Annotated in this window: 14 protein-coding genes; 10 read left to right on the top strand and 4 right to left on the bottom strand. The window is 72.6% G+C overall.

Features of this window, described 5'->3' with window-relative positions; translation table 11 throughout:
* Nucleotides 1-86 precede the first annotated feature (86 nt).
* From ACIHCM_RS20065 to ACIHCM_RS20055, 3 genes are all read left to right on the top strand, one after another.
* Nucleotides 87-1,412: a M20/M25/M40 family metallo-hydrolase gene (locus ACIHCM_RS20065; protein WP_399897535.1), complete on the top strand. Its 1,326-nt coding sequence runs from the start codon at nt 87-89 to the stop codon at nt 1,410-1,412.
* Nucleotides 1,413-1,569: 157 nt separating this feature from the next.
* Nucleotides 1,570-1,803, top strand: coding sequence for a chaplin ChpH (chpH, locus tag ACIHCM_RS20060; protein WP_187750569.1), 234 nt, complete (start codon nt 1,570-1,572; stop codon nt 1,801-1,803).
* Nucleotides 1,804-1,915: 112 nt separating this feature from the next.
* Complete coding sequence (locus ACIHCM_RS20055) at nt 1,916-2,749, top strand: chaplin (protein ID WP_399897532.1); 834 nt, start codon at nt 1,916-1,918, stop codon at nt 2,747-2,749.
* A gap of 89 nt (nt 2,750-2,838) precedes the next feature.
* Here ACIHCM_RS20055 and ACIHCM_RS20050 read toward each other — a convergent pair whose 3' ends face one another.
* Nucleotides 2,839-3,027, bottom strand: coding sequence for a DUF5703 family protein (locus tag ACIHCM_RS20050; protein ID WP_043499282.1), 189 nt, complete (start codon nt 3,025-3,027; stop codon nt 2,839-2,841).
* A 47-nt stretch (nt 3,028-3,074) separates the two neighbouring features.
* Between ACIHCM_RS20050 and ACIHCM_RS20045 the strand changes: the two genes are divergently transcribed.
* The gene (locus tag ACIHCM_RS20045; protein ID WP_399897528.1) at nt 3,075-3,773 is read left to right on the top strand and encodes a hypothetical protein; all 699 of its coding nucleotides are present in this window, start codon (nt 3,075-3,077) and stop codon (nt 3,771-3,773) included.
* Nucleotides 3,774-4,034: 261 nt separating this feature from the next.
* Here the strand turns inward: ACIHCM_RS20045 and ACIHCM_RS20040 are convergent, their stop codons facing one another.
* A complete protein-coding gene (locus ACIHCM_RS20040) occupies nt 4,035-6,410 on the bottom strand; it encodes a helix-hairpin-helix domain-containing protein (protein ID WP_399897525.1) in 2,376 nt (791 codons plus the stop codon).
* Nucleotides 6,407-7,393: an aldo/keto reductase gene (locus tag ACIHCM_RS20035; protein WP_399897522.1), complete on the bottom strand. Its 987-nt coding sequence runs from the start codon at nt 7,391-7,393 to the stop codon at nt 6,407-6,409. Before ACIHCM_RS20035 ends, ACIHCM_RS20040 begins: the two co-directional genes overlap by 4 nt.
* 182 nt (nt 7,394-7,575) lie before the next feature.
* Between ACIHCM_RS20035 and ACIHCM_RS20030 the strand changes: the two genes are divergently transcribed.
* On the top strand, nt 7,576-8,631 hold the full coding sequence (locus tag ACIHCM_RS20030) for an LLM class F420-dependent oxidoreductase (protein WP_399897869.1): 1,056 nt from the start codon (nt 7,576-7,578) through the stop codon (nt 8,629-8,631).
* Nucleotides 8,632-8,858: 227 nt separating this feature from the next.
* Nucleotides 8,859-9,647 carry a ferritin-like domain-containing protein gene (locus tag ACIHCM_RS20025; protein ID WP_399897519.1) on the top strand — a complete coding sequence of 263 codons (789 nt, stop codon included), beginning with the start codon at nt 8,859-8,861 and terminating at the stop codon, nt 9,645-9,647.
* Between the two features lie 12 nt (nt 9,648-9,659).
* Here ACIHCM_RS20025 and corA read toward each other — a convergent pair whose 3' ends face one another.
* On the bottom strand, nt 9,660-10,655 hold the full coding sequence (corA, locus tag ACIHCM_RS20020; RefSeq protein ID WP_399897516.1) for a magnesium/cobalt transporter CorA: 996 nt from the start codon (nt 10,653-10,655) through the stop codon (nt 9,660-9,662).
* A gap of 62 nt (nt 10,656-10,717) precedes the next feature.
* Between corA and ACIHCM_RS20015 the strand changes: the two genes are divergently transcribed.
* The 4 genes from ACIHCM_RS20015 (at nt 10,718) to mshC (ending at nt 14,244) form a co-directional block, all read left to right on the top strand.
* On the top strand, nt 10,718-11,404 hold the full coding sequence (locus ACIHCM_RS20015) for a histidine phosphatase family protein (protein ID WP_399897513.1): 687 nt from the start codon (nt 10,718-10,720) through the stop codon (nt 11,402-11,404).
* 122 nt (nt 11,405-11,526) lie between these two features.
* Nucleotides 11,527-12,117 (top strand): DUF3090 domain-containing protein, encoded by a 591-nt coding sequence (locus ACIHCM_RS20010; protein ID WP_399897510.1) that lies wholly within the window; start codon nt 11,527-11,529, stop codon nt 12,115-12,117.
* Nucleotides 12,081-12,899: an SCO1664 family protein gene (locus ACIHCM_RS20005; RefSeq protein WP_399897506.1), complete on the top strand. Its 819-nt coding sequence runs from the start codon at nt 12,081-12,083 to the stop codon at nt 12,897-12,899. Before ACIHCM_RS20010 ends, ACIHCM_RS20005 begins: the two co-directional genes overlap by 37 nt.
* 115 nt (nt 12,900-13,014) lie before the next feature.
* Nucleotides 13,015-14,244 carry a cysteine--1-D-myo-inosityl 2-amino-2-deoxy-alpha-D-glucopyranoside ligase gene (gene mshC / locus ACIHCM_RS20000; protein ID WP_399897503.1) on the top strand — a complete coding sequence of 410 codons (1,230 nt, stop codon included), beginning with the start codon at nt 13,015-13,017 and terminating at the stop codon, nt 14,242-14,244.
* Nucleotides 14,245-14,368: the final 124 nt, after the last annotated feature.

Here is a 14,368-nt window from a genome sequence, read left to right as displayed (position 1 = left end):
GACGGGCCGGGCGCGGTCTTGGGGAGGGGGCGGGGTCGGGGGGAGGATGAGGGGGACCACCAGCGGCGACTGCGGAAGGAAGCGGCGTGAGTGACACGGGCACGGCCGAAGGCGTCACCGGCGAGGACGAGGTCGTCGACCTCTGCCGCGAGCTGATCCGGATCGACACCAGCAACTACGGCGACCACTCGGGGCCCGGTGAGCGCGAGGCGGCCGAGTACGTCGCCGGCAAGCTCGCCGAGGTGGGCCTCGAACCGCGGATCATCGAGTCCCACAAGGGCCGCGCCTCCACCGTGGCCCGGATCGAGGGCGAGGACCCGTCCCGGCCCGCGCTGCTCATCCACGGCCATCTCGACGTGGTGCCGGCCAACGCGGCCGACTGGACCCACCACCCCTTCTCCGGCGAGATCGCGGACGGCTGCGTGTGGGGCCGCGGGGCCGTCGACATGAAGGACATGGACGCGATGACCCTCGCGGTCGTCCGGGACCGGCTGCGCAGCGGGCGCAGGCCCCCGCGCGACATCGTGCTCGCCTTCCTCGCCGACGAGGAGGCCGGGGGCACCTGGGGCGCGCGGTACCTGGTCGACAAGCACCCCGAGCTGTTCGAGGGCGTGAGCGAGGGCATCGGCGAGGTCGGCGGCTTCTCCTTCACCGTCAACGAGCAGCTGCGGCTCTACCTGGTCGAGACAGCCCAGAAGGGCATGCACTGGATGCGGCTCACCGTGGACGGCACCGCCGGGCACGGCTCGATGACCAACACCGACAACGCGATCACCGAGCTGTGCGAGGCGGTGGGGCGGGTCGGCCGGCACACCTGGCCGGTGCGGGTCACCAAGACCGTGCGGTCCTTCCTCGACGAGCTCTCCGACGCCCTCGGGGTCGAGCTCGACCCCGAGAACATGGACGAGACCCTCGCCAAGCTCGGCGGCATCGCCAAGATGATCGGCGCGACCCTGCGCAACTCGGCCGCGCCCACCATGCTCGGCGCCGGCTACAAGGTCAACGTCATCCCGGGCCAGGCCACCGCGCACGTCGACGGCCGGTTCCTGCCCGGCCACGAGCAGGAGTTCCTCGCCGACCTCGACCGGCTGCTCGGCCCCCGCGTCCGGCGGGAGGACGTGCACGCCGACAAGGCGCTGGAGACCGACTTCGACGGCAAGCTCGTCGACGCCATGCAGAGCGCGCTCAGCGCCGAGGACCCGATCGCGCGGGCCGTGCCGTACATGCTCTCCGGCGGCACCGACGCCAAGTCCTTCGACGACCTCGGCATCCGCTGCTTCGGCTTCGCGCCGCTGAAGCTGCCGCCGGAGCTGGACTTCGCCGGGATGTTCCACGGCGTCGACGAGCGGGTGCCGGTGGAGGGGCTGCAGTTCGGCGTACGCGTGCTCGACCGCTTCATCGATGCGTCCTGAATTGGCCCACTGAAACGACACTGCAGTATTCGCCCACGTGTGCCCGGCGTGACCGTAGGGAGTGAATGCGCTCATCAGGTCGTAGCCCTATTAGTTCCTCCTCGTTACTGGTGATGCGATCAGCTACTTGTGATCGCATTGCCAACAAGGAGGAATAATGATCAAGAAGGTCGTCGCCGCTGCGGCAGCCACCGGTGGTCTGGTTCTCGCGGGCGCGGGCCTCGCCGTCGCCGACTCCGGTGCCCAGGGTGCCGCCGTGGGTTCCCCGGGTGTCGTGTCCGGCAACGTGATTCAGGTTCCCGTGCACGTTCCCGTGAACGTCTGCGGCAACACGATCTCGGTGATCGGGCTGCTGAACCCCGCCTTCGGCAACACCTGCATCAACAAGTGACGCTCCTTTTCTGAGGTCGTCCACGCCGTCGGTCCCGGAGCGCGCGCCATGCGCTCCGGGGCCGACCGGTCTTTTCACGTAGGTCAAGAGGGGGAAAGGCAGGAATTCAGCAATGCGACAGGGCACCCGCAAGGGATTGATGACCGTGGCGGCGGCGACCGGCGTGATCGCCGCCGCGAGCGGCCACGCCCACGCCGACTCGGGCGCGAGCGGCTCCAGTTCCAGCTCACCGGGCGTGCTGTCCGGCAACACGGTGCAGGTACCGGTGCACGTGCCGGTCAACGTCTGCGGCAACACCATCAGCGTCGTCGGCATCCTGAACCCGGCGGTCGGCAACTCCTGCGCCAACCGGGGCGGAGGCGGCGGGACGCCGGGCGGCTACGGTGACGACGGTCACGGCGGCTCCGGTGACCACGGCTCCTCCGGCACCGGGGCGCACGCGGACGGGCAGGCCGAGGGCTCGCCCGGCGTGGGCTCCGGGAACCACATCCAGGTGCCGGTCCACGTACCGGTCAACGTCTGCGGCAACACCGTCGACGTCATCGGCGTCGGCAACGCCGCCGTGGGCCAGGACTGCGTGAACGGTGGTGGCGGCGACGGTCACACCACGCCGCCGGGGGGAGACGGCGACGGCACGACCCCGCCGGGGACGCCGGGCGGCCCGGGGGACTCCGGTGAGCCGGGCACGCCCGGACAGCCCGGTACGCCGGACGACCACGGCGTCGACGCCGACTCCGGCACCCGGGGCGACAGCGGCCCCGCCGGGGACGGCTCCGGCTCCCGGAGCGATGACCGCTCCGGCGCCGCGGCCGTCACCCACCTCGGCGGCGGCTCCCAGCTGGCACAGACCGGCAGCGAGCTGCCGATGGGCGCGGCCGTCTCGCTGAGCGCGGGGGCGCTGCTGGCGGGCGCCGTTCTGTACCGCAGGGCGCGCGCCTCGGCGTAGCGCGTCCGCGCGTACACGGCGATGAACGGCAGGCGGAGCGGGTCCCGCACCCGGCGGGGCCCGCTCCGCTCCGTCTCCGACGCCTCAGCTCACCACGTGGCCCGTACCTGGCGGATGATCCGCCGGCGCAGCCGCACCCTGCGGCTGCCGTCGCGCAGCAGGCTCAGGCGGTGCAACTCCCAGTGTCCGTACTCTGCATGGTCCGTCAGCAGGCGTGTCGCGTCCTTGCGGGAGACCCCGCGCGGGACGTACACGTCGACAAATTCGTATTCCGGCATCGCATCTATTGTGCGGGCAACGGCCCGGTACGGATAGCGTCTGCTCTATGTCTGATGCTGCGCAGCCCACCGCTGCCGAGGTACGCGCCGCCGCCGAGGCGGTCAAGACCGCGCTCGACCGTCATCTCGCGGCGGTCGAACGCAGGTCGGGGGAGGACGACCCGGCCGTCTACGAGGCGTTCAACAAGCTGGCCGCGGCCGCAGAGGCGTACGACGAGCTGCTCTACGACCGTTACGACGAGGTCACGCCCTTCGAGATCCCCGGCGCGGAGGACACGCTGCCGCCGTACACCGGGCCCGAGGAACCGAACGCCTTGAGTGTGCTGATCCGCCGCGACTACGCGGTGGCGGAGCCACAGCGGCTGCTGGCGCAGGCCCAGCGGATCGAGGCGGCGGACGAGGACAGTACGGACGCGGAGACCGCGAGCACGATCCACGGGGCGCTGGGCATCCTCTTCGGGGAATTCGAGCCGGACGAGATCGCCTCCCGGCACAAGGAGTTCGGCCTGGAGGAGGGCGACTCCACGCTGTGGGTGACGGCGACCGAGGAGTCCGCCGACCCCGGCGAGTGGCTGGAGGCCCCGTTCGAGGCCGTCGACCCGCAGAGCGTGGTCTGCCGCTTCGACGTCAGCGCCGTCTTCGACGACGACGAGCCCGACGACGAGGACATCCCCGGGCATCTTGAGGACGAACTGGACCTGGACGAGGACGAGGACCTGGAACCCCTGGACGCGGATCGTCGCTGACCAGGCACGCGAGGAACACCGACCGGCGGCCACGGGGTCACCCCGCGGCCGCCACGTCGTCCCGGCCACCGACGGCTCGCCACCGGTGCCCGGTGCCCGGACGCGCGGCGGACCCATAGGTGGTTGCCGAGCGCGGTGACCTCCGCCGTCGGTGGCGGCGGACGACCCGCGCCGGCCTCGCCGTTCCGCGGGGGCCTGCGGTGTGGTGCGGCGCGCGCGGGCCCTCGGTCGCGCGCGCCGCGTCGCCGCCGGCCGCCCGCTTCAGCCCTCCGCCGGTACCTGTGCCTCCAGCAGTTCCGGCAAGCGGGTCGTGCGGGGCTTCGCCGGGATCTCCGCGACCGCCCTCGGCAGCGCCTGGTCCACCCCGTGGACCACCGACAGGTGGCGTTCCGCGCGGCCGAAGGCCGTGTACACCCAGGGGCGGCTCAGCGCCTGGGCCGCATCGCCGGGCAGGACCGTGACCACTGCGGGCCAGCGGGTCCCCACCGCCTGGTGCGCGGTCAGGGCCCAGCCGTGCCGCACGGACTGCTCCACCCGCTCCTTCGGCACGACCACGGCGTCCCCGGCGCACGACAGACGCAGTCCCTCGGCGTCGGCCCCGACCACGTGACCCGGCAGCGTACGGCCCGGCGCGGGGGAGTAGGCGACACGGTCGCCGGGATCGAAGCCCCCGAAGCGTCCCGGGCCGGGGTTGAGCCGCTCCTTCAGTGCGGCGTTCAGCACCCGCGTGCCGGCCGCGCCCCCGTGCCCCGGCGTGACGACCACCGTCTGTTCGGACGGCACCCCGATCGCCCGCGGCACCGAGTCGGCGACGAGCTGCACGGTCCGGTGCACGGCCTCTCCCGCGTCCCGCACCGGCACGATCACGACCTCCTTGCCGGGCGCCTCGACCTGGAGCAGCTCGCCCGCGCCGATGCCCGACACCAGCTCTCCGAGCGGACCGGGATCCGGCCGCCGCGAGGCGACGTGGGGGCACGTGCGCACCGCCAGCAGATCGGCGAAGACCCGCCCGGGACCGATCGACCACAGCACCCCCGGGTCGCCCGCCAGCACCAGCCGGGCCCCGTCGGGCAGCGACTCGACGAGCAGCGCCGCCGCCTCCACGTCGAGCTGGGGTGCGTCGAGGACGACGAGGAGATCGAGGTCGAGCGCGCCGTCGGAGTCACGCCCCGGCCCCTCCGCCCCGGCCAGCAGTCCGGCGACAGTCGTCACGCACGCCTCCGGTCCGTCGACCAGCGCCGCGAACCGTCCCCGGCCGGCGGGACCGTGTGCGGCGGCCCAGGCCCGCAGCCCGAGCCCACGCGCCGCCCGCACCAGCTCCGCCGCCTCGGCCAGCGACGCCTCGCCGCCGGTGTGCAGCACCAGCCCGTGGCCGGCGACCGCCCGGACGAGCTCGGCGGCGGCCCCCTGGGCACCGGCTGCCGCCCGCTCCCAGGCCTCGCCCGAACCGTCCTCCTTGGGCGCGGAGTTGATCAGCCGGGCCAGACCGTCGGCCAGACTTTCCTCGGCGAGCGCGTAACGCTCCAGCCCGACGAGGACCCGCACAGGACGCTCCCCGTCCTGGACCTCGCCGGCGCCCTCGCCCGGCGCATCGGCCTCGGCCTCGGCCTCGTTCTCGTCCAACCCGTCCTGGAAGGCCAGGGCATCCCCTTCGGCGAGCGCCCCCTGCACCGACTCCGCCGGATCCGGCACCCCCCGCTGAGCCAGCGCCGCGGTCAGGACGGGCATCTCCAGCGCGGTGTGCCCGGCGAGCGCCGCCTGCTCCAGGAGCCACACGGTGACCGCACGCCCCCGTCGCTCGTCGCCCGGCCCGCATTCCGGCCCCAGCAGCGCCCGTGCGAAACCGTCGGCCTGCTCCGGCCGCACCCCACCGACCCGCAGCAACTGCCAGGGGTCCGCCCGCAGCCGCTCGTCCGCTCCCTCACCCAGGACGGCGGCTGCCTGCACGGCGAGCGTCTCGGGGGCACCCCCGTCGCTCAGCACCCGCCGCACGCCCTCGACGGCCTCGGGCGCCGGCGCGCCCACCGGGACCGGCACCACCGGCTGCGTCCGCCGCACCGGCTCCGGGGCCTGGCGCCGCGGCGGCGGCTCCTCGAACACCGTGGCGGGCGGCTTCGCCCCGCTCTCCACCGCCCGCACGGCCGCGAGCAGTTCGGCCGCCTTCCCGCTGAGCTTCGCGCCCGCCGCGACGGGCGCCTGCTTCTCCGCCTTGCGCCGCTCGATCCGCTCCCGCTCCACTCGCTGAGCAGCCAGCTCGGCCGCGGCCTCGTCCGCCTCACCGCCCCCGGCCCCCGCGGCCTCGGGCGCCTCACCGGCGCCGGTCTCCACGGCTCCGGAAGTCTCACCGGCCCTGGTCCCCGCCCGTCCGGGGACACCGCCCCCGGCTCCCGCCGCCTCGGGGATCTCATCTGCCCCGGCCCCCGCCGCCTCGGGGCCCTCACCGGTCTCAGCCTCCACCGCCTCAGCGGTCTCACCGCCGGCCCCCGCTGCCTCGGTGGCCTCACCGCCCCCATCCTCTGCCGCCCGGGCCGGCTGCCCACCCCCGTCTTCCGCCGGCTCGGCTGTCGCAGCCTCGGTCTCCGTGGCGTCCGGCTTCCTCGGCTCGGCGTCCCCGGTGGTCTCCGGCTCCGTGCTCACAGCGTGCTCCAGTCGTGATCGGGATAGCGGTGCACGGGCGCCGACACATCGTCCAGCGCCCGGCAGATCTCGTCAGGAAGACTAAGGGCCTCCACCGACAACGCCGCCGTGAGCTGCTGCGCGGTGCGCGCGCCGACGATCGGCGCGGCCACCCCGGGCCGGTCCCGCACCCATGCGAGGGCGACCTGGAGCGGCGTGACCGCCAGCCCGTCGGCCGCGGTCGACAGGGCGTCCACGATGCGGCTCGCGGTGTCGTCGAGGTACGGCTCGACGAAGGGCGCCAGATGGTCCGAGGCACCCCGGGAGTCCGGCGGCAGGGCGTTGCCCCGGTACTTCCCGGTCAGCACTCCACGCCCCAGCGGCGACGACGGCAGCAGTCCTATGCCCAGGTCCAGCGCGGCCGGCAGCACCTCACGCTCGACGCCGCGCTGCAGCAGCGAGTACTCCATCTGCGTACTCGCCAGCCGGGTGCGCGTCCCGGGTGCCGCCAGCTGCCAGGTCGCCGCCTTGGCGAGCTGCCAGCCGCAGAAGTTGGAGACACCCGCGTACCGCGCCCGCCCGCTGCTCACGGCGAGGTCCAGCGCCTGGAGCGTCTCCTCCAGCGGGGTCCGCGGATCGAAGGCGTGGATGTGCCACAGGTCGACGTAGTCGGTGCCGAGCCGGGAGAGCGAGGCGTCCAGCGCGGCCAGCAGATGCCCCCGTGACCCGTCGAAGCGCCGGTCCGGGTCCGGCACGCTTCCGGCCTTGGTCGACAGCACCAGGTCCCGTCGCGGCACGAGTCCTTCCATCAGGCGGCCGAGCAGATACTCGGACTCGCCGTTCCCGTAGACGTCCGCCGTGTCGACGAGCGTCCCGCCCGCCTCCCAGAAGGTCTTCAGCAGGTCCGCGGCATCATGCTCGTCGGTGTCCCGCCCCCAGGTCAGGGTGCCGAGTCCGATCCGGGACACACGCAGGCCGGTACGGCCGAGATGCCTCTGCTCCATGTCCGCCGAGATTACTGGCCACACCTGGTGCCGTGGGTTGCCTGTGGACAACCGCTTCACGTGATCGGGGCCCCGGTTGCCGGACGGCGCGCCCGTGACTCCACCCGTGGCCTGGGCGATCCCCGGCGCCCACGCTAGTGTCGACGCCACAAGGGACGTTACTGATGAGTAAGGGGAAGGCCATGCAGCTCGGGATCAACCTCGGCTACTGGGGCGCCGGAATGGACGCGGACAATCTCGCCGTGGCCCAGGAGGCCGACCGCCTCGGGTACGCCGTCTGCTGGGCCGCCGAGGCGTACGGCTCCGACGCCGCCACCGTGCTCAGCTGGGTCGCCGCCCAGACGGAGCGCATCGACGTCGGCTCGGCCATCTTCCAGATCCCGGCCCGCCAGCCCGCGATGACCGCGATGACCGCCGCGACCCTGGACTCGCTGTCCGGCGGCCGCTTCCGCCTCGGCCTCGGCGTCTCCGGCCCGCAGGTCTCCGAGGGCTGGTACGGCGTCAAGTTCGACAAGCCGCTGGCCCGCACGCGCGAGTACGTCGAGATCGTCCGCAAGGCCATGACCCGCGAACGGCTCAGCTACGACGGCGAGCACTGGACGCTGCCCCTGCCCGGCGGTCCCGGCAAGCCGATCAAGCTCACCGTCCACCCGCAGCGCGAGCACATCCCGCTGTACATCGCCGCGATCGGGCCCAAGAACCTCGAGCAGACCGGTGAGATCGCCGACGGCGCCCTGCTGATCTTCCCGTCCGCCGAGCACCTGGAGGACACCGCGATCAGGCACCTGCGCGCCGGGCGTGAGAAGGCGGGCAGGACCATGGACGGCTTCGACGTCTGCCCGACCCTCCCCCTCGCCGTCGGTGACGACAAGGACGTGACCGCCCTCGCCGACACCTTCCGCCCCTACACCGCCCTGTACGTGGGCGGCATGGGAAGCCCCAAGCAGAACTTCTACAACCAGCTCGCCCGGCGCATGGGCTACGAGCAGCAGGCAGCCGAGATCCAGGAGAAGTACCTCTCCGGCGACAAGCAGGGCGCCGCGGCCGCCGTACCGCACGAACTGATCGACCAGACCACGCTGCTCGGCTCGGTGGAGCGCATCGCCGACCGTATGAAGGCCTACGCGGCGGCCGGGGTCACGACGCTGTCGCTGGCTCCCGCGGGCTTCACCCTGGAGGAGCGGCTGGTCTCGCTGCGGGCGGGTTCCGAGGCGCTGGAGCTGGCGGGACTGGCGTAACGCGCCGTACCCGGCCCGGGGAAGTCTCTACGGCCGTGGTGGGGGCTCGGGGGTCTTCCCCGCCACGGCCGTCACCGGGAACAACGCGCCGGCCCACGCGCGGTTACGCTCCCGACGCCCGCCCGTCGGTCCGTCTTTCGGTGGAGTTGTCCGGCACAGCTGTTGCCGTGGGTCCGCGGGGGCATTTGACTCGTTCTTTGCGGAATTCTGCAGAGAGGTGCTCTCAGATGCTTTCGGCCAGGAGTCTGTTCCAGGAGATCCTCGACAACGACCAGTCGTTCAGGCTGTTCTGCTCCATCGCGGCCAGCGGTGAGGCGCAGGGCGGCTGGGAGAACGCCCGCATCGCCGCGCTCGTGCCCGCGAGCGAGCGCGCCCTCGCCCCCAAGATCACTCGCCACGGTGCGGACGAGGACAAGCACGGGCGGATCTTCAACGCCCTGCTCAAGAAACGCGGCCTCGAACCCGTCGAGGTCCCGCCGGAGACCGACTACACGATGCTGCTCGAGAAGCAGGGCATCGGCCTCGCGCACGAGAAGCTGAGGGCGGACCAGCCGCTCACCGTGCGGGACATCATCACCTACCTCGCCCACAGCCGCGTCACCGAACAGCGCGCCGCCGAAGAGATGATGATGCTGAAGAAGCACTTCACGGACCACCCGGTGCTCGGCAGGGCGGTCCGGATGATCTCCGCGGACGAGGACAACCATCTCGCGTACACGCACGAGGAACTGCTGCGCCTGGCCGCCGCCGGGCACGGCCGGGACATCCGGCGCACCCTGCGCGAGAGCGCGCTCGCCGAGATCCGCGTCTACCGGGACGTCAGCCTCGCGGTCATGGCCCGCATGGGCCGCATCCTCGGCTGGTCCCGCCCGAAGGCCGCGGTGCTCGCGTTCGGGATCCACGCCGTGTACGGGTACGAGCGACTCGGCGGCTGGCGGCGCATGGTGAGCCTGAAGATGCCGGAACGCCGCGACGCCCTTGGCGGCCCGACCGCCACCGCCCCCGAGTTCGCCTGACGACCGGGTCCCTCACATCCAGCCCCGCCGCTTGAACGTCCGGTAGAGCAGCACCTCCATGGCGGCCATGACCGCGATGACCGCCGGGTAGGCCCACACCCAGCGGAGTTCCGGCATGTGCTCGAAGTTCATGCCGTAGATCCCGGCGATCATCGTCGGGATGGCCGCCATGGCCGCCCACGCGGAGATCTTCCGCATGTCGTCGTTCTGCCGGACGCTCATCTGCGCCAGATGCGCCGACAGGACGTCCGACACCAGCCGGTCCAGGCCCTCCACCGACTCGTTCACCCGCGTGAGGTGGTCGTTCACGTCGCGGAAGAACGGCCGCGCCTTGTCGTCGACGAAGGGCACGGAACCGCCGAGCGTTTCCACCCCCGCGAGCCGGTTCAGCGGCACGGCCAGGGGCCCGGTCGCCCGGCGGAACTCCATGATCTGCCGCTTGAAGCCGTAGATACGGGACGCCGAGTGCCGCGATCCTCCGCTGTCCGGCGAGAAGACGTCCGCCTCCAGCTCCTCCAGGTCGGTCTGCAACTCGGCCGACACCTCCACGTAGTGGTCCACCGTCGCGTCGGCGACCGCGTACAGCACCGCGGTGGGGCCCTTCCCGAGCAGCTCCGGCTCCTGCTCCAGCCGTCGGCGCACGGCGGCCAGCGGGGAGCCCACCCCGTGCCGGACGGTCACCACGAAGGCGTCACCGAGGAAGATCATCACCTCGCCGGTGGAGACGGCGTCGCTCTCCGGCTCGTAGACGACCGGCTTCAGGACCACGAAGAGCGAGTCGTCGTACACCTCCAGCTTGGGCCGCTGGTGCGCCTTGAGGGCGTCCTCGACGGACAGCGGATGCAGCGAGAACTCCTCGGTGACCAGATCGAACTCCCGCTCGCTCGGCTCGTGCAGGCCGATCCACACGAATCCGCCGACCGCTCGCGCCTCGGCCAGGGCGTCCGAGAGGTCCTCGGGGCCCTCCGTCCGGTGTCCGTCACGGTAGATGGCACAGTCGACGATCACAGAGCGTGTTCTCCCGTCACCGCAAGGACGTCGCACCCGGGCCTGCGCCTACCCTGGGCCGCATGCCCACGCTGATCCTCGTCCGGCACGGACGTTCCACCGCCAACACCGAGGGACTGCTCGCCGGCTGGACGCCCGGCGTCGCCCTCGATGAGCGCGGCACCGCGCAGGCCGCCGCACTGCCCGGCCGGCTCGCCGAGCTGCCGATCTCCGAGGTCGTCACCAGCCCTCTGCAACGCTGCCAGGAGACCGTCCGGCCGCTGCTCGACGCCCGTCCCGAGCTGCGCGCCCACACCGACGAGCGGATCGGCGAGTGCCACTACGGCGACTGGTCCGGCCGCAAGCTCGCCGAACTCAAGGACGAGCCCCTGATGGAGGTGGTCCAGGCCCACCCGACGGCGGCCGCCTTCCCGGGCGGCGAGTCGATGCGGGCGATGCAGCACCGGGCCGCCGAGGCGGTGCGGGAGTGGAACGCGCGGGTGGAGCGCGATCACGGCGCCGGCGCCGTGTACCTGATGTGCTCGCACGGGGACGTCATCAAATCTCTCGTCGCCGACGCACTCGGACTTCATCTCGACCTCTTCCAGCGGATCTCCGTAGAACCGTGTTCCATCACCGCGATCCGTTACACCCGTCTCAGGCCGTTTCTCGTACGCCTCGGAGACACCGGCGACTTCGCGTCCCTGGTGCCCCGCGAGGAGCCGCCGGGCGGGGACGCACCGGTGGGAGGTGGTGCGGGCGCACCGTGATCGTCGCCCGCAGTAGGGTGAAGCGGTCGCAGTAACGCCGTACTTGTCCGCAGCCGAGCGACCGCACGGCGGCCGGTCGGTCAACGAAGTCGATGTCGACCCACGATCAATGGAGACAGGACGTGTCCCGTCAGGTGTTCCTCTACGACCCCCCGGAGCGCTTCGTGGCCGGTACGGTCGGACTGCCCGGGCGCCGTACCTTCTTCCTCCAGGCCACCGCGGGCCCCCGGGTGACCAGCGTGGCTCTGGAGAAGACACAGGTCGCAGCGCTCGCCGAGCGCATGGACGAACTGCTCGACGAAGTGGTGCGGCGCAGCGGCGGCAGCGCCGCCGTACCGGCCATGGCACCCAGCGAGGTCGCCGACAGCGCCCCGCTGGAGACCCCCATCGAGGAGGAGTTCCGCGTCGGCACCATGGCTCTCGCCTGGGACGGCGAGGAGCAGCGCATGATCGTCGAGGCGCAGGCGCTGGTGGAGCTCGACGCCGACACCGACGAGGACCTCGCCGAGGCCGAGGAGCGGCTCCTTCAGGACGAGGAGAACGGCCCCCCGATGCTGCGGGTCCGGCTCACCGGCGCGCAGGCCCGCGCCTTCGCCAAGCGCGCCCTCGATGTCGTCAACGCCGGCCGGCCGCCGTGCCCGCTGTGCAGTCTGCCGCTCGACCCGGAAGGACACGTATGCCCGCGCCAGAACGGATACCGCCGCGGAGCATGACCTCCGAGGAACTGCTCGCCACCGGCGAGCTGAGCGTGCGCGGACGCATCCGTGACGCCTCCAACGCGGCGCTGTACTGCACGATCACGCACGACGGCCAGGAGGCCACCTGCGTCTACAAACCCGTTGCCGGGGAGCGGCCCCTGTGGGACTTCCCCGACGGCACGCTCGCCGGGCGCGAGGTCGCGGCGTACGCGGTCTCCGAGGCGACCGGCTGGGGCCTGGTCCCGCCCACCGTGCTGCGCGACGGGCCGTACGGCGAGGGGATGTGCCAGCTGTGGGTCGAGGCGCGCCCGGACGCCGAGTTGCTCGCCCTCGTCGACGCCGAGGAGCCCGCCCCGGGCTGGAAGGCGATCGGGTTCGCCGAGGTCGGCGACGGCAGGACCGCGCTGCTGGTGCACGCCGACGACGAGCGGCTGCGCAGGCTCGCCGTGCTCGACGCCGTGATCAACAACGCCGACCGCAAGGGCGGCCACCTGCTTCCGACCGCGGACGGTCATCTCTACGGCATCGACCACGGGGTCACCTTCAACGTCGAGAACAAACTGCGCACGCTCCTGTGGGGCTGGGCCGGCGAGCCGCTCACCGCCGATGCCGTGGAGGTCCTCCGGCGGATCCAGGGCGAGCTGAAGGCGGGCGGCGCGCTCGCCGAGCGCCTGGGCACGCTGATCACGGACGCCGAGATCGACGCCACGCGCGCGCGAGTCGGGGCACTGCTCGCCGCCGGGGTGCACCCGGAGCCCAACGGGGACTGGCCGGCGATTCCGTGGCCGCCGGTGTGACGGCACGGCCGCCGCGGTGACGGGCACATCCGGGCCCGTCGCGCAAGAGGGCCTTACCGGCCATCCGGCCTGCTCCGGTTCGTATACGGAACTCCAGTCCGGTTAGGCTCATGACATGCATGCCTGGCCCGCTTCCGAGGTCCCCGCCCTGCCTGGCAAGGGCCGCGACCTGAGGATCCACGACACCGCGACCGGTGGCCTCGTCACCCTCGACCCCGGTCCCGTCGCCCGTATCTACGTCTGCGGCATCACCCCGTACGACGCGACCCACATCGGTCACGCGGCGACCTACAACGCGTTCGACCTCGTGCAGCGCGTGTGGCTCGACACGAAGCGGCAGGTCCATTACGTCCAGAACGTCACGGACGTCGACGACCCACTCCTGCAGCGGGCGGACCGCGACGGCCTCGACTGGGTCGCGCTCGCCGAGCGTGAGACCGCCCTGTTCCGCGAGGACATGACCGCCCTGCGGATGCTGCCCCCGAAGCACTACATCGGCGCCGTCGAGGCGATACCCGGCATCGTGCCGCTGGTGGAACGGCTGCGCGACCTCGGCGCGGCCTACGAACTCGACGGCGACATCTACTTCTCCGTCGAGGCCGACCCCCACTTCGGCCAGGTGTCCCACCTGGACGCCGCCGCGATGCGGCTGCTCTCCGCCGAGCGGGGCGGCGACCCGGACCGCCCGGGCAAGAAGAACCCCGTCGACCCGATGCTGTGGATGGCGGCCCGCGAGGGCGAGCCGAGCTGGGACGGCGGTTCGCTCGGCCGCGGCCGGCCCGGCTGGCACATCGAGTGCGTCGCCATCGCCCTCGACCACCTCGGGATGGGCTTCGACGTCCAGGGCGGCGGCTCCGACCTCGCCTTCCCGCACCACGAGATGGGCGCCTCCCACGCCCAGGTGCTGACCGGCGAGTTCCCCATGGCCAAGGCGTATGTGCACGCCGGGATGGTGGCGCTGCACGGCGAGAAGATGTCCAAGTCCAAGGGCAACCTGGTCTTCGTCTCCCAGCTGCGCCGTGACGGCGTCGACCCGGCCGCGATCCGGCTCGCCCTGCTCGCCCACCACTACCGGGCCGACTGGGAGTGGACGGGCGAGGTGCTCCAGGACGCCGTGGACCGGCTCGACCGCTGGCGCGCCGCCGTCTCCCGGCCCGACGGGCCGAGCGCGGACCGGCTCGTCGGGGAGCTTCGTGAGGCCCTCGCCGACGACCTGAACTCCCCGGCCGCGCTGGCCGCCGTGGACCACTGGGCCGCGGAGCAGCAGGAGCGGGGCGGTACGGACCCGGGCGCCCCCGGCGTCGTCACCCGCGCCGTGGACGCGCTGCTCGGCGTGGCCCTGTAGTACGACGACGGTGGGGCCCCGTACCCCACCGGGACCCGGGCCCCCCCCGTGTTTTAAACACCGCCCGGGGCAGCGAGGGGGGTGCGGGGGTGGGGGGCCCCGGGTTACCCCCCTAACCGCGCCC

Source organism: Streptomyces sp. NPDC052023 (assembly GCF_044548465.1).
Classification (GTDB): domain Bacteria; phylum Actinomycetota; class Actinomycetes; order Streptomycetales; family Streptomycetaceae; genus Streptomyces.
This window is presented reverse-complemented; position numbering and strand designations above follow the sequence as displayed.

Excerpts from the sequence above, each read along its gene's own strand:
- ACIHCM_RS20030 (WP_399897869.1), top strand. The coding sequence starts at position 7,576 with ATGCAGCTCGGGATCAACCTCGGCTACTGGGGCGCCGGAATGGACGCG.
- ACIHCM_RS20050 (WP_043499282.1), bottom strand. The coding sequence starts at position 3,027 with ATGCCGGAATACGAATTTGTCGACGTGTACGTCCCGCGCGGGGTCTCC.
- ACIHCM_RS20015 (WP_399897513.1), top strand. The coding sequence starts at position 10,718 with ATGCCCACGCTGATCCTCGTCCGGCACGGACGTTCCACCGCCAACACC.
- ACIHCM_RS20035 (WP_399897522.1), bottom strand. The coding sequence starts at position 7,393 with ATGGAGCAGAGGCATCTCGGCCGTACCGGCCTGCGTGTGTCCCGGATC.
- ACIHCM_RS20045 (WP_399897528.1), top strand. The coding sequence starts at position 3,075 with ATGTCTGATGCTGCGCAGCCCACCGCTGCCGAGGTACGCGCCGCCGCC.
- chpH (WP_187750569.1), top strand. The coding sequence starts at position 1,570 with ATGATCAAGAAGGTCGTCGCCGCTGCGGCAGCCACCGGTGGTCTGGTT.
- ACIHCM_RS20055 (WP_399897532.1), top strand. The coding sequence starts at position 1,916 with ATGCGACAGGGCACCCGCAAGGGATTGATGACCGTGGCGGCGGCGACC.
- mshC (WP_399897503.1), top strand. The coding sequence starts at position 13,015 with ATGCATGCCTGGCCCGCTTCCGAGGTCCCCGCCCTGCCTGGCAAGGGC.
- ACIHCM_RS20005 (WP_399897506.1), top strand. The coding sequence starts at position 12,081 with ATGCCCGCGCCAGAACGGATACCGCCGCGGAGCATGACCTCCGAGGAA.
- ACIHCM_RS20025 (WP_399897519.1), top strand. The coding sequence starts at position 8,859 with ATGCTTTCGGCCAGGAGTCTGTTCCAGGAGATCCTCGACAACGACCAG.